The organism is Kluyvera ascorbata ATCC 33433 (assembly GCF_000735365.1).
Lineage (GTDB): Bacteria > Pseudomonadota > Gammaproteobacteria > Enterobacterales > Enterobacteriaceae > Kluyvera > Kluyvera ascorbata.
Genome location: NZ_JMPL01000102.1, coordinates 1 through 16,559, shown reverse-complemented (window position 1 = coordinate 16,559; position 16,559 = coordinate 1). Strand labels below are relative to the sequence as shown.

Here is a 16,559-nt window from a genome sequence, read left to right as displayed (position 1 = left end):
CCCTAATTTTCAGGTTTTTCTCTTCAATCAACCCGGCTAGTTAGTGTGAAGTGATTCACATCCGCCGTGTCGATGGAGGCGCATTATAGGGAGTTTCCTCGGGGCCGCAACCCTTAAATGACAGAAAAATGACTGACTGCTGCAATCCCCAGCAGAACCCCGCCTTATACCTATTTACACACAGAGTTATCCACAAAAATAAGGTTCTCTTTCGAGAGTCACCTGGTTTTATCCCTCATCTATAGAGATGAAATAATGGAATTGAGGTAAAGAGAAAAATTCGCGAGCGTTGCGCAAACGTTTTCGTTACAATGCCCCCGCAAAACAAGGATGCCCCGTAAGGGGCGTTAGCTGAGTTTTTACGCAAGAATTCACCTAACGCTCTCTGTAATAGTCAAATCCAGGGGATTTACCATGCAACAACGTCGTCCAGTCCGCCGCGCTCTGCTCAGTGTTTCTGACAAGGCCGGTATCATCGAATTCGCCCAGGCACTTTCCACACGCGGTGTGGAGCTGCTGTCTACAGGTGGCACTGCGCGCCTGTTAGCAGAGAAAGGTCTGCCGGTGACCGAAGTTTCCGATTACACCGGCTTCCCGGAAATGATGGATGGACGCGTAAAGACCCTGCATCCAAAAGTACACGGTGGCATCCTCGGTCGTCGCGGCCAGGACGATGCCATTATGGAACAGCACCACATTGCTCCTATCGATATGGTTGTCGTTAACCTGTATCCATTCGCCGAGACCGTCGCCCGTGAAGGCTGCTCGCTGGAAGATGCAGTAGAGAACATTGATATCGGCGGCCCGACCATGGTGCGCTCCGCCGCCAAGAACCATAAAGATGTGGCAATCGTTGTGAAGAGCAGCGACTACGACGCCATTATTAAAGAGATGGATGCTAACGAAGGTTCTCTGACCCTCAACACCCGTTTCGATCTCGCGATTAAAGCTTTCGAACACACCGCCGCCTACGACAGCATGATTGCCAACTACTTCGGCAGCATGGTTCCGGCTTACCACGGCGAAAGCAAAGAAGCCGCCGGTCGCTTCCCTCGTACGCTGAACCTGAACTTCATTAAGAAGCAGGATATGCGCTACGGCGAGAACAGCCACCAGCAGGCTGCCTTCTATATAGAAGAGAACGTCAAAGAAGCGTCCGTTGCCACCGCGCAGCAGGTTCAAGGTAAAGCGCTCTCCTATAACAACATCGCCGATACCGATGCGGCGCTGGAGTGTGTGAAAGAGTTCAACGAACCGGCCTGCGTTATCGTCAAGCACGCTAACCCATGCGGCGTGGCGGTAAGCACCTCTATTCTTGACGCTTACGACCGCGCTTATAAAACTGACCCAACCTCCGCGTTCGGCGGCATCATCGCCTTTAACCGCGAGCTGGATGCTGAAACCGCGCAGGCGATCATCTCCCGCCAGTTCGTGGAAGTCATTATCGCCCCATCCGCGACCGAAGAAGCGCTGAAGATCACCGCCGCTAAACAGAACGTTCGCGTGCTGACCTGCGGCCAGTGGGCACAGCGCGTACCGGGCCTCGACTTTAAACGCGTGAACGGCGGCCTGCTGGTTCAGGACCGTGACCTGGGTATGGTGACTGAAGGCGAACTGCGCGTGGTTTCCAAACGTCAGCCAACCGAGCAGGAGCTGCGCGATGCGCTGTTCTGCTGGAAGGTGGCGAAGTTCGTCAAATCCAACGCCATTGTGTATGCCAAAGAGAATATGACCATCGGTATAGGCGCAGGTCAGATGAGCCGCGTTTATTCCGCCAAAATCGCGGGTATTAAAGCTTCTGATGAAGGTCTGGAAGTGAAAGGCTCCGCCATGGCTTCCGATGCGTTCTTCCCGTTCCGTGATGGCATTGATGCTGCCGCCGCCGTTGGCGTGAGCTGCGTTATCCAGCCAGGCGGTTCTATCCGCGACGAAGAAGTGATTGCCGCCGCCGACGAACACGGCATCGCGATGATCTTCACCGATATGCGCCACTTCCGCCATTAATTCAGGGAGCAGACGATGAAAGTTTTAGTCATTGGAAACGGCGGGCGCGAACACGCGCTGGCCTGGAAAGCCGCGCAGTCCCCGCTGGTTGATACCGTTTTTGTCGCACCGGGTAACGCCGGTACCGCACTGGAGCCCGCGTTGCAGAACGTGGCTATCGGCGTCACCGATATTCCGGCACTGCTGAGTTTTGCCCAGAACGAGCAGATTGACCTGACCATCGTCGGCCCGGAAGCGCCGCTGGTGATTGGCGTGGTCGATGCGTTCCGCGCCGCTGGCCTGAAAATCTTCGGGCCAACCGAAGGCGCCGCGCAGCTGGAAGGCTCCAAAGCCTTCACCAAAGATTTCCTCGCCCGTCACCAGATTCCGACGGCGGAATATCAGAACTTCACCGAAGTTGAGCCGGCGCTGGCATACCTGCGCGAAAAAGGCGCGCCGATCGTTATCAAAGCCGACGGCCTGGCCGCCGGTAAAGGCGTTATCGTCGCGATGACTCTCGAAGAAGCCGAAGCCGCCGTTCACGACATGCTGGCCGGTAACGCCTTTGGCGACGCGGGTCACCGTATCGTTATCGAAGAGTTCCTCGACGGTGAAGAAGCGAGCTTTATCGTGATGGTCGACGGCGAGCACGTACTGCCGATGGCCACCAGCCAGGACCACAAACGCGTAGGCAACGGCGACACCGGCCCGAACACCGGCGGCATGGGGGCATACTCTCCGGCACCGGTGGTGACCGATGAAGTCCACCAGCGCACCATGGAACGGATCATCTGGCCAACCGTAAAAGGCATGGCGGCAGAAGGGAACACCTACACCGGTTTCCTGTATGCCGGTCTGATGATCGATAAACAGGGCAATCCGAAGGTTATCGAGTTCAACTGCCGCTTTGGCGATCCGGAAACTCAGCCGATCATGCTGCGCATGAAGTCGGATCTGGTGGATCTTTGCCTGGCCGCCTGCGACGGCAAGCTGGATGAGAAAACCTCCGAGTGGGACGAACGCGCTTCGCTGGGCGTGGTGATTGCCGCGGGTGGTTACCCTGGCCACTACAACACCGGTGATGAGATCCACGGCCTGCCGCTGGAATCCTCAACCGACGGTAAGGTCTTCCACGCGGGCACCAAACTCGCCGACGACGACCGCGTGCTGACCAGCGGCGGCCGCGTGCTGTGCGCTACCGCACTGGGTCACACCGTAGCAGAAGCGCAGCAACGCGCTTATGCCTTAATGACCGACATCCACTGGGACGGCAGCTTCAGCCGCCGCGACATCGGCTGGCGCGCCATCGAGCGTGAGCAGAACTAACGGCTAAGCTTCGCCAGCAGCGTTTTGCGCGTAATGCCCAACTGACGGGCGGCTTCAGTTTTGTTGCCGCCCGTTTTTTCAAGCGCCGCCAGGATGACCTCTTTTTCCACCTCCACCAGCGGCAGTATCTCATCATCGGCCGACGACAAAATCGGTACCGGCGTACCCACAATCGCCAGCGGCAGCTCGCGCTCAGAGACATATTCTCCCGTCAGCAGTACCACCGCCCGCTCCACCGCATTTTCCAGTTCGCGAATATTACCCGGCCAGTCGTAGTGAATCAGCAAATCCATCGCCTGCGGGGTAAATCCTTGCACCGCTTTACGGTTTCGCTCGGCGTAGCGTTTCAGGAAGTGGTGCGCGAGAGCGGGAATATCTTCGCGGCGCCGACGCAGCGGCGGCATGTCGATGATCACCACGTTCAGCCGGTAATAGAGATCCTGGCGAAAGCGCCCGGCGCTGACCTCTTCAGCCAGATCGCGATGGGTAGCGGCGATCAGGCGGACATCCACCGAAATGGTCTGGTTGCTGCCCACGCGCTGCACTTCACGCTCCTGAATGGCGCGCAGCAGGCGTACCTGCATCAGCGGTGAGATATCGCCAATTTCATCGAGGAATAAGGTTCCGCCACTCGCTTGTACAAAGCGCCCTTCCCGCCGTTTATCCGCACCGGTAAACGCCCCTTTCTCGTGGCCGAACAGTTCAGACTCCAGCAAAGATTCATTGAGCGCCGCGCAGTTCAGCGTCACCAGCGGCCCATCACCGCGCGCGCTGCTGGCATGCAGGGCTCGCGCCACCAGCTCTTTGCCGGTGCCCGACTCGCCGTGAATCAACACGGTGGCATCAGAAGGGGCAACCAGGGTGATATTGTGCAGCAGCGCCTGCATTGCTGGGCTATCGCCAACCATCCCGAATTGAGCCGCGGGAGAAGCCTCAACCACGCCGTCAGGCTGCAAGGTATGCACCAATGCCCGCGCGAGCGTTTGCTGTAGGTTATCGAAGTCTAACGGCTTGATGAGGTAATCCAGCGCACCGGATTTTAGCGCCTCAACCGCCGTCCCCACGCTGGAGTAGGCGGTCATGATCAGCACCGGGATCGACGGATTCCAGGCTTTTATCTCTTTGAGCGTTTCAATGCCGTCCATCTCCGCCATGCGGATATCGCAGAGCACTAAATCAAATACCCGCTGGCGCACCTGTTCCAGCGCCTCCCGGCCATTATGTGCCAGCGAGACCTGATATCCCCAGCCGCGCAGCAGCGCCTCAAGAATAGTGCAGTGGCTGATATCATCGTCCACCACCAGAATATCGACCTTTTCTACGCTCATCCTTGCTGTCCTTTTGTTGCTCATTAACCGGCAGGTAGAAGGTAAATATGGCTCCCTCGCCGGGACGGCTGTCGGCATGAATCGTGCCGCCGTGCTGCTCGATAATGTTCTGTACCACCGCGAGTCCAAGGCCTGTGCCGTCAGCTTTGGTGGTGAAGTACGGGGTAAAAATCGCTTCCAGCTGCTCGGCCGTCATTCCCTTACCGTTATCGGCGACGCTCACCTTCACACGCCCGTCGCTACACTCGCTCGCCGTTACCGTAATCACGCCGCCGTGCCCTATCGCCTGAATCGCGTTAAGATAGAGATTCAACAGCACCTGATTCAGCCGGTCCGGGTCGGCCTGAATGCAGCGTAGCGCAGGATGTGGGGTGAACCGCAGCGTAATCTCCCTATCGCGCGCATCCTGGCTGACCAGCTGTAGCGAGTGGGTAATCACCAGGTTGAGATCCACCGACTGCCATTTTAAATGTGCCGGACGCACCAGCTCCAGCAGGTCACTGACCACGCGATTCAGACGGTCCGCCTCTTTCGCCATCACCTGCGCCAGCGCGTAGGCTTCCCCTCCCGGCGGCGTGCGTTCAGCAAAGTACTTCGCTAGCCCTTTAATCGAGGAGAGCGGGTTACGGATTTCATGCGCCACACCGGCTGCCAGATGACCTAAGGCCACCAGCTTTTCTCTGCGATGGGTCGCTTCCTGTAATAGCTTGCGTGAACGCTGGTAGCGACGAAACCAGAACTGCGCGAGGAGGGTCGCCACCATCACCAGCCCGGCGGCGCACAGCATCACTATCATATTGCGCAGCCCGCGCGCCTGCTCGGCATCGAGTTCACGCACATCAAACGCGATAAAAATCACCTGCGGGACATCGGCTACGTTACGTCGCACCATCATGCGCATGTGGTGGCCGTTGCCGCTGTCCAGCGGGCGAAACGTCCGGTAGAGCTCCAGCGCCGGTTCTGGCGATTCAACGCGGCGCTTGCGCACCGTGTCGCCAACCTGAAGTTGGCGCATCTGCTGCGCATCATAGAGCGCCTTGCCCACCTGCTGTGGGTCACTATGGGCCATCACCGTCCCTTGCTCATCAGTGACGGCAAACCACAGCACGCCAGGCTGCCAGGCCATCTCTTCCAGCATTGCCTGGAACTGGGCATGATGCATGCGCATCCCCATGCCTACGCGGGCGCCGGACTCAAGCGCGCGGATAAGCACGCTGCCTTTTTCCTGAATGGCCTGCCGCGCCGATGCGTTTTCCCGCCCGTAGTCACGCACGACAAGCGCAGAAAACAAGCAGACCAGCAGCAAAATCACGCTGGTCAGCAGCCAGCTAATACCGGCGGTTATCGAATCCTTCTGTAAACGTATGAGGCTCATGGGGCTTCCTTCTCTTTTCCCGTCACTATCCCTCAGCAGAAATCATGCCATTTTTCGCGCTCGCTAAACCGGCCCGCGAACACAAACGCCTTGCTTCAACGAGTAAAAATGACCCGCTGGTTAGGCTTACGCGGGTCATTTTTACTCGCCCGTCGCCGCGAACGGCCTGAAAACGCCAACATTATCTCGGTTTGTCGGTCTGGCACGGAAGATGCAATAGCTAAGATAACCACACCACAGGAGAATCAACCATGAAACGGAACAACAATCTGACGCTTACTCTCTTGGCCGTTGCCGCATTCACCTTCACCAGCGGGACGGCGTTAGCAGGCCCGCATCACTGGGGAAACAACGGCGATAACGGTGGCTACAGCCAGCTCACCGATGCACAGCAGGCTACGGCCCAGAAGCTGCATAATGATTTTTACAATCAGACCAGCGCGCTGCGACAGCAGCTCACCTCTAAGCGCTATGAGTACAATGCGCTGTTAACGGCCGATAAGCCGGATAGCGCCAAAATAGAAAGCGTGGCGCAGGAGATGGAGACACTACGACAGAAGCTGGGTAATCAGCGAGTGAAGTTTGATGTGGCCATGGCGCAGGCCGGTATTCCCCGTCACGGTGGGATGGGTTGTCAGGGAGGATACAACGGTGGCGGCCATATGGGCGGCATGAACCGCTGGTAGGCCTAGAAACTCTTTTCGGTCGGCTGCCAGGTGCAGTAGTCTTCGTTCGCCACCAGCAGGAGCTGTGTGCCTTCCGGGGCTTCCAGCCAGGCAATGCTCACTTCAGCGGACGAACGGCTCTGGCGGCTCGCAATATGCCCCAGGGCGCGGGAGTCGAAATCAGGCTTCACCGTTTCGCCTTCACAGGTGGTGACGGAGCCGTCGGCATGCCAGCGCCCCTGACGTAGCACCACTTTCCCCAGCCGCAGTGCGTCGCTGGTCTGGCGGATCTGCTCGGCACGGTAGCGATAGAGCGCCACCTGATCGCTGGAGAGCTGCTGTTTCTGCCCGTCAATTTCGCGCTGCATGAAGCTCAGCTCGCCGTTGCTATCGAAACGGGCGCGAATATGTTCGGACGGTTTGCCATAGATATTGAGTTCAATTAGCTGCAGTTTGTCATCCTGCCAGCGGTATTCACTGGTCGAGGTATTGCCGCTGTGCCACGGACTTAGCGTAGCCAGAAGATGGGTCTCGTCGCCGCTATCTTTACGCCAGATGCGCACCGCACCCTGCGTATCAGCGTAGCCGCTGGCGGTGAAAGGAGGCAGCGTGCTGTTATGGCTGCAGGCAGTGAGCAACAGTACACCAGCCAGCGCCGGTAAACGGCGCCAGATGAACGAAAGGGGCGAAGCCGCCCCTTCTTTAAAACTGTTCACTGCCACGCGGTCTTACTTAACTGCGTCTTTCAGTGCTTTGCCAGAAACAAATGCCGGCACGTTAGCTGCGGCGATTTTGATTTCTTTACCGGTCTGCGGGTTGCGGCCAGTACGCTCAGCGCGGTGGTTCACTTTGAAGGTACCGAAACCAACCAGTTGTACAGCATCACCTTCTTTCAGAGACTCAGTAATAGCAGCCAGGGTGGATTCCAGTGCAGCTTTAGCCTGGGTTTTAGACAGTTCAGCCTTGTCCGCAATTACATCAATCAGTTGAGTCTTGTTCATAAGTTATCCTTACAATGTGTTTATCGCTTGCTAAGCATCGAGTGCGACGAAAATGCCATAAAAGCACTCTCCTGCATACACGCACCGATAGCCACTTTTTTTCGCCCTCCAAATGTAGACCAGACGGGGGGCAGATGTGAAGCCTTCAGGCATTACAATTCAGGCGGTAAATCACGTTTTGTTGTCTCATTGCTGAAAAATTATACCAATATTGCTCTCGCCGGCCTCGCGGAGGTCTGCGCGTAGCCCTTTAATCAGTTCAATATCGCGTTCTTCACACTCGGCTAAAAGGCGGAAAATCTCCCACTGAATGTCCCATTCTTGCTCTACAGCAGGGTTCAAACGCAGCTCTTCATCGGTCATTTCGCGACCAGCCTGGGTCATTTCCAGCATCGCGACGGAAGTAATAGAACTCTTACTGACTTCGATCGCGTGCTCGAGCGTTTCGCCGCTCAGGCGAGAGTGAATTAATTCACTTAATGCCACACAAGCATCGATCGCCGGGTAAACGCCGTACATGTCGTAATCGTCGGCTGCTGGAATTGCCTCTTCCAGTTTTTCCAACTGGCTGTCGAAGTTCACCTTAGCGTCTTTGACCGTCAGGGTTTCCCAGATGAGGTCGAGAATACGGCGGTACACCTGCGGCTCACCAAATTCCGACTCTTTGCAGAACATGGCGTAGTTCGGGTACATGCGTTCACACAGGCAGGCCATGAAAGTGACGTGCTGCCAGCTTTCCAGCTTCTCCAGACGCAGATGAATCGGGTTTTGTAACATGATGAGTTCTCAAATACGGAAATTAGACGCAGTTTACCCGATATGGGGCATTTTTGCTGCAAGCCGCGTAAAAGCCGGACGTTCCGATGCAACGGCATCTGCCCAGCGCGTGGGTTCCGGCAGGCGATAGCCTTGGGTACAGCGCTGTACCCACGCCAACGCGTTCCCGAGGCTTACGCGGTGCCCCGTGGAGATAAACAGCGGGTTGCAGCGCACTTTGCTGCGCCAGACCCATGCCAGCTGTTCGCCTTTGTCGATTAGCGGCGCGAGCGCGCCTGCTTCTGGCGGGAGCGGCTCAAACTTACCGCACAGCCGCTTTTTCGCCACGCCAATGGTGGGAACATCCGCCAGCAAACCAAAATGGCTAGCAACGCCCAAACGGCGAGGATGCGAAATGCCATGGCCGTCGACAAACAGCAAGTCTGGCTTTTGCGAAAGCTGCTGCCATGCCGCCATTAAGGCCGGGGTTTCGCGAAAAGAGAGAAAACCGGGGATATACGGCATGGTGGTGGCAATACGCGCCACCTGATATTCCACGAGCTCAAGCGATGGATACTTCAGCAATACCATCGCCGCTCGCGTCACTTCGCCGCCCAGCTCAAAGCCTACGTCGGCACCGCCGATCAGATCCGGAGGATCGCCGTCAAAACGATCGTCCCGGATCACCGATGATGCCAGCTCCAGTTGCTGCGCGCGCAGCGACGCGAGATCCACGTGACGGCCTTAGCGGTGATACTGCGCCGACAGGCGGTGCACCGCTTCAACGAAGACGCCCGCGTGTTCTGGCGGCACGTCCTGATGAATACCGTGGCCCAGGTTGAAGACGTGGCCTTCGCCCTGACCAAAACCGGCCAGAATCGTCGCCACTTCTTCTTCAATGCGCGCCGCAGGCGCGTAGAGCATGGACGGGTCCATATTGCCCTGTAGCGCCACTTTATGGCCCACACGACGGCGCGCATCGGCGATATCGGTAGTCCAGTCGAGCCCCAGCGCATCGCAGCCGGTTTCCGCCATGGCTTCCAGCCACTGACCGCCACCTTTGGTGAACAGCGTCACCGGCACACGGCGACCGTCATTTTCACGCAGCAGGCCATCAACGATTTTGTGCATGTAGTACAGCGAGAACTGCTGATAGTCGCGCCCGGTCAGCACGCCACCCCAGGTATCGAAAATCATCACCGACTGCGCGCCGGCTTTAATCTGCGCGTTGAGGTACAGCGTGACGCTCTGCGCCAGCTTGTCGAGCAGCAGATGCAGCGCTTTAGGGTCGGCGTACATCATCTTTTTAATCACGGTAAAGGCTTTGCTGCTGCCGCCTTCCACCATATAGGTCGCCAGCGTCCACGGACTACCGGAGAAACCAATCAGCGGCACTTCGCCCTTCAGCTCACGGCGAATGGTGCGCACTGCGTTCATCACGTAGCCCAGCTCACCTTCCGGGTCCGGAATCGGCAGCTTTTCTACATCCGCTTTACTGGTGATTGGCGAGGTAAAGCGCGGGCCTTCCCCAGCTTCAAAATAGAGTCCCAGCCCCATCGCATCCGGAATGGTCAGGATATCCGAGAAGAGGATCGCCGCATCAAGCGGGTAGCGGCGCAGCGGCTGCAGCGTCACCTCGCAGGCCAGCTCGGCGTTTTTGCACAGCGACATAAAATCACCTGCATGGGCGCGGGTTGCCTTGTACTCCGGCAAATAGCGGCCTGCCTGGCGCATCATCCATACCGGGGTCACGTCTACGGGCTGGCGCAGCAGCGCACGCAGATAACGATCGTTCTTCAGTTCGCTCATGTTTACATTCCTTTAGCGTTGATGCGCCTATTGTAACATGTCAGTCGTAATCAGCCCGACACATTGCCACGGTATCTTCGATCAGACGACGCGCCACCGTACCCGGTGGTGGCAGAAGCGGCAGATCGTCATAGCGATACCAGTTAGCGTTAAGCAACTCTTTGGGATCGATAACAATGTCGCCGCTGTCATACTCCGCCATAAACGCGGTCATCAGCGACTGCGGGAACGGCCACGGCTGGGAGGTGATGTAGCGCAGGTTCTTCACCTTAATGCCGCTCTCTTCCATCACTTCACGCGCCACCGCCTGCTCTAAGGTTTCGCCCACTTCGACAAAACCGGCCAGCACGGTATGCACGCCGTTGCGATGGCGAACGTGTTGGGCAAGCAGAATGGAGTCGTCGCGGCGAATGGCGACGATAATGCACGGTGCAATCTGCGGGTAGTAGCGTTCACGGCAGTGGCTGCACAGCATGGCCCATTCGGTTTTGCTTGGGTGCATGGTGTGGCCGCAGTAGCCGCAGAATTTGTGCGAACGGTAAAACTCCGCCAGCTGCACGCCGCGTCCAGCAAGCTGGAACAGGCCGACGTCCTGGTCAAGAACCTGGCGCACGGTGCCCATATCATGACGCTTCTGCTGCTGTACCAGCCACACCGGAGAGCCTTCCCACTCGCCAATCTGGAGTGCGTGCTGACCCACAAGATCGAAATTTACCGCTTCGCCATATGGTAATTCCCCGCCTGGCAACCATAATTTTTGTTCGTGGCTGACTATCCACCAGCCGCGATCCAATTTTTCAATTATACGATCCATATCTCTTGCGCTACCTTTGCTTCACAGGCATGTTGTTAACATTATTATTACATAATGACGTGAGCAGATTTTAATCTTATCGATGCGGGGTCAACCTATGTTAAACCAGTTAGAAAGTCTAAAAGAGAGAATTCATGGACACCACAAACTGGTCGACCGTTGGCTGAATATTCGTAAGCACCTGCTCGTAGCTTACTACAATCTGGTTGGCCTTAAGCCTGGCAAAGAATCGTTCATGCGTCTTAATGAGAAAGCGCTTGATGACTTTTGTCAGCGCCTGGTCGACTATTTGTCTGCCGGTCATTTCAGTATTTATGAACGCATTATCCATAAAATGGAAGGCGACAGTCCGCTTTTAAACGCCAGTAAAATCTGGCCGCTGCTGGATGCCAATACTCAACAAATTATGGACTACTACGACTCTACGCTGGAGAACGCTATCGACCAGGATAACGTGTATGAATTCCAGCAGGCGCTGTCCGATATCGGTGAAGCGCTGGAGGCCCGTTTTTTGTTAGAAGACCAGCTCATCATGCTGACCTTCGAGGCGCTCGGCCCGGATGAAATCAAACGCCCGGCTTGAGATTTGCCGCATTAACGAGTAGTTTACATTCATTACCTCTCATCATTTGAGGTTACTTCTTGTCGGAGTGCCCAGTGCGCAAGCACGGGCTGAGACCGTTAATTCGGGATCCGCGGAACCTGATCAGGTTAAGACCTGCGAAGGGAACAAGAGTCAATCTATAGTCGCATCGCCCTAGGGCGATCTTCTCTCTTGCTTCATCCGTCGTCTGACAAGCCATATCCTTACTTTTATCTGGAATGAGCTATGTCTGTCACTACTAAACCATCACGCCGCGAGCAGCGCGCCCAGGCCCAACGCTTTATTGATACCCTCGAAGGCACCGCGTTCCCGAATTCCCAACGTATCTACATCACCGGTTCGCAGCCCGGTATCCGCATTCCGATGCGCGAAATTCAGCTGAGCCCCACGCTGATTGGCGGCAATAAAGAGAACCCACAGTTCGAAGACAATGAAGCGGTGCCGGTGTACGACACATCCGGCCCTTATGGTGACCCGGACGTGGCGATTAACGTTCAGCAAGGTCTGGCCAAGCTGCGCCAGCCATGGATTGCCGCCCGCGATGACAGCGAAGAGCTGGACGACCGCAGCTCCGCCTACACCAAAGAACGTCTGGCCGATGACGGTCTGGACGATCTCCGCTTCAGCGGCCTGTTGACGCCAAAGCGCGCCAAAGCGGGTAAATGCGTTACCCAACTTCACTATGCCCGTCAGGGGATTGTGACGCCGGAAATGGAGTTCATCGCCATCCGCGAAAACATGGGACGCGAGCGCATTCGCAGCGAAGTATTACGTCACCAGCATCCGGGCATGGCCTTTGGTGCGCGCCTGCCGGAAAACATCACGCCAGAATTCGTGCGCGATGAAGTGGCCGCCGGACGCGCCATCATTCCTGCCAATATCAACCACCCGGAATCTGAGCCCATGATCATCGGCCGTAACTTCCTCGTGAAGGTCAACGCCAATATCGGTAACTCAGCGGTGACGTCCTCCATTGAAGAGGAAGTGGAAAAACTGGTGTGGTCTACCCGCTGGGGCGCGGATACGGTGATGGACCTGTCGACCGGCCGCTATATCCACGAAACCCGCGAATGGATCCTGCGTAACAGCCCGGTTCCGATCGGCACCGTGCCGATCTACCAGGCGCTGGAGAAGGTCAACGGGATCGCCGAAGATCTGACCTGGGAAGCCTTCCGCGATACGCTGCTGGAGCAGGCCGAACAGGGCGTGGATTACTTCACCATTCACGCGGGCGTGCTGCTGCGCTATGTGCCGATGACCGCGAAACGCCTGACCGGCATTGTGTCACGCGGCGGCTCCATCATGGCGAAATGGTGTCTTTCCCATCATCAGGAAAACTTCCTCTACCAGCACTTCCGCGAAATCTGTGAAATCTGCGCGGCCTACGACGTGTCGCTGTCGCTGGGCGATGGTCTACGCCCTGGCTCAATTCAGGATGCTAACGACGAAGCGCAGTTCTCCGAGCTACATACGCTGGGCGAGCTGACCAAAATCGCCTGGGAGTATGACGTGCAGGTGATGATTGAAGGCCCGGGCCACGTGCCGATGCAGATGATTCAGCGCAACATGACCGAAGAGCTGGAACATTGCCACGAAGCACCATTCTATACCTTAGGGCCGTTGACCACCGACATCGCGCCGGGCCACGACCACTTCACCTCCGGTATTGGCGCCGCAATGATTGGCTGGTTTGGCTGCGCCATGCTCTGCTACGTCACGCCGAAAGAGCACCTCGGCTTGCCGAACAAAGAAGACGTAAAGCAGGGGCTGATTACCTACAAGATTGCCGCTCACGCCGCCGACCTGGCGAAAGGACACCCGGGCGCGCAGATCCGCGATAACGCGATGTCGAAAGCGCGCTTTGAATTCCGCTGGGAAGATCAGTTTAACCTCGCGCTCGACCCATTCACCGCTCGCGCCTACCACGATGAAACGCTGCCGCAGGAGTCCGGTAAAGTCGCTCACTTCTGTTCCATGTGCGGGCCGAAATTCTGCTCGATGAAAATCAGCCAGGAAGTGCGCGACTACGCCGCCGCTCAGACCATTGAAGTGGGCATGGCGGATATGTCGGAGAACTTCCGCGCCAAAGGCGGTGAAATCTACCTGAAACGCGAGGAGGCCTGATGTATCAGCCCGATTTCCCAACGGTACCGTTCCGCCTCGGGCTCTATCCGGTGGTGGACAGCGTGCAGTGGATTGAGCGCCTGCTGGAGGCTGGCGTGCGCACTATCCAACTGCGTATCAAAGACAAACGCGATGATGAGGTCGAAGCGGACGTGATCGCCGCCATCGCGCTAGGGCGTCGCTATGACGCCCGGCTGTTTATCAACGACTACTGGCGATTGGCTATCAAGCATCGCGCCTACGGGGTGCATCTGGGTCAGGAAGACCTGGAAACCACCGATCTGAAAGCCATCCAGGCCGCGGGCCTTCGCCTTGGCGTATCAACCCACGATGATATGGAGATTGATATAGCGATCGCCGCTCGCCCGTCGTATATCGCGCTGGGCCACGTCTTCCCAACCCAAACCAAGCAGATGCCTTCCGCACCGCAGGGGCTGACGCAGTTGGCGGGTCATATTGCGCGTCTGGCCGATTATCCGACCGTCGCCATCGGCGGCATCAGCCTTGCGCGGGCGCCTGATGTGCTGGCGACCGGCGTGGGTAGTATTGCCGTGGTCAGTGCCATTACCCAGGCGGCGGACTGGCGTGAAGCCACGGCGCAACTGCTGGCAATAGCGGGAGTCGGCGATGAATGACCGCGACTTTATGCGTTATAGCCGGCAGATCCTGCTCGGCGATATCGCCATTGAAGGGCAGCAAAAGCTGCTCGGCAGCCATGTGCTGATTGTCGGATTAGGCGGTCTGGGCTCGCCCGCCGCGCTGTATCTGGCCGGTGCGGGCGTCGGCACGCTGACGCTGGCGGACGACGATGAGGTACACCTCAGCAATCTGCAGCGTCAAATCCTGTTCACCACCGACGATATTGCCCGCGCAAAATCGCAGGTCACCCAGCAGCGACTGGCGCGGCTTAACCCGGATATCGACCTGGTGGCGCTAGAGCAGCGGCTGAGCGGCGACGCGCTGCGTCACGCGGTATCGCGCGCCGACGTGGTGCTCGACTGCACCGACAACATGGCGACACGTCAGGCGATCAACGCCGCCTGCGTGGCGCTCAATACGCCGCTCGTCACCGCCAGCGCCGTCGGCTTTGGCGGCCAGATAATGGTGCTGACGCCACCGTGGGAGCAAGGCTGCTACCGCTGCCTGTGGCCGGATGATGCCGAGCCGGAGCGTAACTGTCGCACGGCGGGCATCGTCGGCCCCGTGGTGGGCGTGATGGGCACGTTACAGGCGCTGGAGGCCATTAAGCTGCTGAGCGGTATCGATACGCCGAGCGGTGAGCTGCGCCTGTTTGACGGCAAAACCAGCCAGTGGCGCAGCCTCGCGCTGCGTCGCGCCGTAGGCTGCCCGGTATGCGGGGGGCGACATGCAGATTCAGTTCAATGATGAAGCAATGCAGTGCGCCGAGGGACAAACCGTCAGCGAGCTGCTCGCCACGCTTAATCAGCTCAAGCCGGGTACCGCGCTGGCGCTGAACCAACAGATTCTGCCACGCGACCAGTGGCATCAGCACATCGTGCAGGAAGGCGACCAGATCCTGCTCTTTCAGGTTATTGCAGGGGGTTGATATGTTACGCATTGCGGACAAAACGTTTGATTCACATCTTTTCACCGGCACCGGCAAATTTGCCTCGTCCTCGCTGATGGTCGAAGCCATTCGCGCCTCCGGCAGCCAACTGGTGACGCTGGCGATGAAGCGGGTCGATTTACGTCAGCACAACGACGCCATCCTTGCTCCGCTGGTTGACGCGGGCGTGACGCTGCTACCCAACACCTCGGGAGCCAAAACCGCCGAAGAAGCCATCTTCGCCGCCCAACTGGCGCGTGAGGCGCTGGGAACAAACTGGCTGAAGCTCGAAATTCACCCCGATGCCCGCTGGCTGCTGCCAGACCCGATTGAAACGCTGAAGGCCGCCGAAGCGCTGGTGAAGCAAGGCTTTGTGGTGCTGCCCTACTGCGGCGCGGACCCGGTGCTGTGCAAGCGGCTGGAAGAAGTTGGCTGTGCGGCAGTGATGCCGCTCGGTGCGCCTATCGGCTCTAATCAGGGGCTGGAAACCAAAGCCATGCTGGAGATTATCATCCAACAGGCCACCGTACCGGTGGTGGTGGATGCCGGGATCGGCGTGCCTAGCCATGCGGCGCAGGCGCTGGAGATGGGCGCTGATGCTGTGCTGGTCAACACGGCCATTGCCGTGGCGGACGATCCGGTGACCATGGCGACCGCCTTCCGTCTGGCAGTAGAAGCCGGGCTGCTGGCGCGTCAGGCGGTGCCGGGAAATCGAAGCACACAGGCAAGCGCCACCAGCCCATTAACCGGCTTTCTGGAGGCGCTGGCATGAAAACGTTCAGCGACCGCTGGCGACAGCTGGAATGGGACGACATCCGTTTACGCATCAACGGCAAAACGGCCGCCGACGTGGAACGGGCGCTCGGCGCTTCACAGCTTAGCCGCGACGATCTGATGTCCCTGCTCTCCCCCGCTGCTGCCGACTATCTGGAACCAATGGCGCAGCGGGCGCAAAAACTCACCCGCCAACGCTTTGGCAATACCGTCAGCTTCTACGTGCCGCTTTATCTCTCGAACCTCTGCGCCAACGACTGTACCTACTGCGGCTTCTCCATGAGCAACCGTATTAAACGCAAGACGCTGGATGCAGCGGAAATCGCCCGCGAGTGCGCGGCGATACGCGAGCTGGGGTTTGAGCATCTCCTGCTGGTCACTGGCGAACACCAAAGTAAGGTGGGCATGGACTACTTCCGTCGCCACCTGCCGG

At 57.8% G+C, this 16,559-nt stretch carries 18 protein-coding genes and 1 riboswitch; of the genes, 10 read left to right on the top strand and 8 right to left on the bottom strand.

Going from position 1 to position 16,559, the window contains the following annotated elements; translation table 11 throughout:
- Positions 1-414: 414 nt before the first annotated feature.
- Positions 415-2,004 carry a bifunctional phosphoribosylaminoimidazolecarboxamide formyltransferase/IMP cyclohydrolase gene (purH, locus tag GKAS_RS18585; RefSeq protein ID WP_035896396.1) on the top strand — a complete coding sequence of 530 codons (1,590 nt, stop codon included), beginning with the start codon at positions 415-417 and terminating at the stop codon, positions 2,002-2,004.
- Between the two features lie 15 nt (positions 2,005-2,019).
- Positions 2,020-3,309 carry a phosphoribosylamine--glycine ligase gene (purD, locus tag GKAS_RS18580; protein ID WP_035896395.1) on the top strand — a complete coding sequence of 430 codons (1,290 nt, stop codon included), beginning with the start codon at positions 2,020-2,022 and terminating at the stop codon, positions 3,307-3,309.
- On the opposite strand, the gene zraR is transcribed toward purD, so the two are convergent.
- The gene (gene zraR, locus GKAS_RS18575) at positions 3,306-4,637 is read right to left on the bottom strand and encodes a sigma-54-dependent response regulator transcription factor ZraR (protein ID WP_035896394.1); all 1,332 of its coding nucleotides are present in this window, start codon (positions 4,635-4,637) and stop codon (positions 3,306-3,308) included. The genes purD and zraR overlap by 4 nt on opposite strands.
- Positions 4,597-6,012, bottom strand: a complete 1,416-nt coding sequence (zraS, locus tag GKAS_RS18570; protein ID WP_035896393.1) for a two-component system sensor histidine kinase ZraS — start codon at positions 6,010-6,012, stop codon at positions 4,597-4,599. The genes zraR and zraS overlap by 41 nt, the downstream gene beginning before the upstream one ends.
- Before the next feature lie 251 nt (positions 6,013-6,263).
- On the opposite strand from zraS, the gene zraP reads away from it, so the two are divergent.
- Positions 6,264-6,698 carry a zinc resistance sensor/chaperone ZraP gene (gene zraP, locus GKAS_RS18565; protein WP_035896392.1) on the top strand — a complete coding sequence of 145 codons (435 nt, stop codon included), beginning with the start codon at positions 6,264-6,266 and terminating at the stop codon, positions 6,696-6,698.
- 2 nt (positions 6,699-6,700) lie between these two features.
- On the opposite strand, the gene GKAS_RS18560 is transcribed toward zraP, so the two are convergent.
- The 6 genes from GKAS_RS18560 to nudC form a co-directional block, all read right to left on the bottom strand.
- The gene (locus tag GKAS_RS18560) at positions 6,701-7,393 is read right to left on the bottom strand and encodes a DUF1481 domain-containing protein (RefSeq protein ID WP_035896397.1); all 693 of its coding nucleotides are present in this window, start codon (positions 7,391-7,393) and stop codon (positions 6,701-6,703) included.
- Between the two features lie 12 nt (positions 7,394-7,405).
- Complete coding sequence (hupA, locus tag GKAS_RS18555; protein WP_001044509.1) at positions 7,406-7,678, bottom strand: nucleoid-associated protein HU-alpha; 273 nt, start codon at positions 7,676-7,678, stop codon at positions 7,406-7,408.
- Positions 7,679-7,864: 186 nt separating this feature from the next.
- Positions 7,865-8,455, bottom strand: coding sequence for a YjaG family protein (locus GKAS_RS18550; protein ID WP_035896391.1), 591 nt, complete (start codon positions 8,453-8,455; stop codon positions 7,865-7,867).
- Positions 8,456-8,488: 33 nt separating this feature from the next.
- Positions 8,489-9,169, bottom strand: a complete 681-nt coding sequence (nfi, locus tag GKAS_RS18545; RefSeq protein WP_035896390.1) for a deoxyribonuclease V — start codon at positions 9,167-9,169, stop codon at positions 8,489-8,491.
- A 9-nt stretch (positions 9,170-9,178) separates the two neighbouring features.
- The gene (hemE, locus tag GKAS_RS18540; RefSeq protein ID WP_035896389.1) at positions 9,179-10,243 is read right to left on the bottom strand and encodes a uroporphyrinogen decarboxylase; all 1,065 of its coding nucleotides are present in this window, start codon (positions 10,241-10,243) and stop codon (positions 9,179-9,181) included.
- A 40-nt stretch (positions 10,244-10,283) separates the two neighbouring features.
- Entirely contained in the window at positions 10,284-11,057 is a 774-nt protein-coding gene (gene nudC / locus GKAS_RS18535; RefSeq protein WP_035896388.1) for an NAD(+) diphosphatase, read from the bottom strand.
- 97 nt (positions 11,058-11,154) lie between these two features.
- Between nudC and GKAS_RS18530 the strand changes: the two genes are divergently transcribed.
- The 7 genes from GKAS_RS18530 to GKAS_RS18500 all read left to right on the top strand — a co-directional run.
- A complete protein-coding gene (locus tag GKAS_RS18530; RefSeq protein ID WP_035896387.1) occupies positions 11,155-11,640 on the top strand; it encodes an Rsd/AlgQ family anti-sigma factor in 486 nt (161 codons plus the stop codon).
- Between the two features lie 53 nt (positions 11,641-11,693).
- A riboswitch (TPP riboswitch) is annotated at positions 11,694-11,803 on the top strand.
- An 83-nt stretch (positions 11,804-11,886) separates the two neighbouring features.
- Positions 11,887-13,785, top strand: a complete 1,899-nt coding sequence (gene thiC, locus GKAS_RS18525; protein WP_035896386.1) for a phosphomethylpyrimidine synthase ThiC — start codon at positions 11,887-11,889, stop codon at positions 13,783-13,785.
- Positions 13,785-14,420, top strand: coding sequence for a thiamine phosphate synthase (gene thiE, locus GKAS_RS18520; RefSeq protein ID WP_035896385.1), 636 nt, complete (start codon positions 13,785-13,787; stop codon positions 14,418-14,420). Before thiC ends, thiE begins: the two co-directional genes overlap by 1 nt.
- Complete coding sequence (locus tag GKAS_RS18515; RefSeq protein WP_035896384.1) at positions 14,413-15,171, top strand: HesA/MoeB/ThiF family protein; 759 nt, start codon at positions 14,413-14,415, stop codon at positions 15,169-15,171. The genes thiE and GKAS_RS18515 overlap by 8 nt, the downstream gene beginning before the upstream one ends.
- A complete protein-coding gene (gene thiS, locus GKAS_RS18510) occupies positions 15,152-15,352 on the top strand; it encodes a sulfur carrier protein ThiS (RefSeq protein ID WP_035896383.1) in 201 nt (66 codons plus the stop codon). Before GKAS_RS18515 ends, thiS begins: the two co-directional genes overlap by 20 nt.
- 1 nt (position 15,353) lies before the next feature.
- The gene (gene thiG, locus GKAS_RS18505) at positions 15,354-16,124 is read left to right on the top strand and encodes a thiazole synthase (protein ID WP_035896382.1); all 771 of its coding nucleotides are present in this window, start codon (positions 15,354-15,356) and stop codon (positions 16,122-16,124) included.
- A partial coding sequence (locus GKAS_RS18500) for a radical SAM protein (RefSeq protein WP_035896381.1) occupies positions 16,121-16,559 on the top strand: 439 nt, incomplete at its 3' end. The genes thiG and GKAS_RS18500, both read left to right, overlap by 4 nt.

Coding starts and splice junctions, on each gene's coding strand:
- GKAS_RS18550 (WP_035896391.1), bottom strand. CDS start 8,455: ATGTTACAAAACCCGATTCATCTGCGTCTGGAGAAGCTGGAAAGCTGG.
- zraP (WP_035896392.1), top strand. CDS start 6,264: ATGAAACGGAACAACAATCTGACGCTTACTCTCTTGGCCGTTGCCGCA.
- hemE (WP_035896389.1), bottom strand. CDS start 10,243: ATGAGCGAACTGAAGAACGATCGTTATCTGCGTGCGCTGCTGCGCCAG.
- thiS (WP_035896383.1), top strand. CDS start 15,152: ATGCAGATTCAGTTCAATGATGAAGCAATGCAGTGCGCCGAGGGACAA.
- zraS (WP_035896393.1), bottom strand. CDS start 6,012: ATGAGCCTCATACGTTTACAGAAGGATTCGATAACCGCCGGTATTAGC.
- GKAS_RS18515 (WP_035896384.1), top strand. CDS start 14,413: ATGAATGACCGCGACTTTATGCGTTATAGCCGGCAGATCCTGCTCGGC.
- zraR (WP_035896394.1), bottom strand. CDS start 4,637: ATGAGCGTAGAAAAGGTCGATATTCTGGTGGTGGACGATGATATCAGC.
- thiG (WP_035896382.1), top strand. CDS start 15,354: ATGTTACGCATTGCGGACAAAACGTTTGATTCACATCTTTTCACCGGC.
- nudC (WP_035896388.1), bottom strand. CDS start 11,057: ATGGATCGTATAATTGAAAAATTGGATCGCGGCTGGTGGATAGTCAGC.
- GKAS_RS18530 (WP_035896387.1), top strand. CDS start 11,155: ATGTTAAACCAGTTAGAAAGTCTAAAAGAGAGAATTCATGGACACCAC.
- thiE (WP_035896385.1), top strand. CDS start 13,785: ATGTATCAGCCCGATTTCCCAACGGTACCGTTCCGCCTCGGGCTCTAT.
- purD (WP_035896395.1), top strand. CDS start 2,020: ATGAAAGTTTTAGTCATTGGAAACGGCGGGCGCGAACACGCGCTGGCC.
- thiC (WP_035896386.1), top strand. CDS start 11,887: ATGTCTGTCACTACTAAACCATCACGCCGCGAGCAGCGCGCCCAGGCC.
- hupA (WP_001044509.1), bottom strand. CDS start 7,678: ATGAACAAGACTCAACTGATTGATGTAATTGCGGACAAGGCTGAACTG.
- purH (WP_035896396.1), top strand. CDS start 415: ATGCAACAACGTCGTCCAGTCCGCCGCGCTCTGCTCAGTGTTTCTGAC.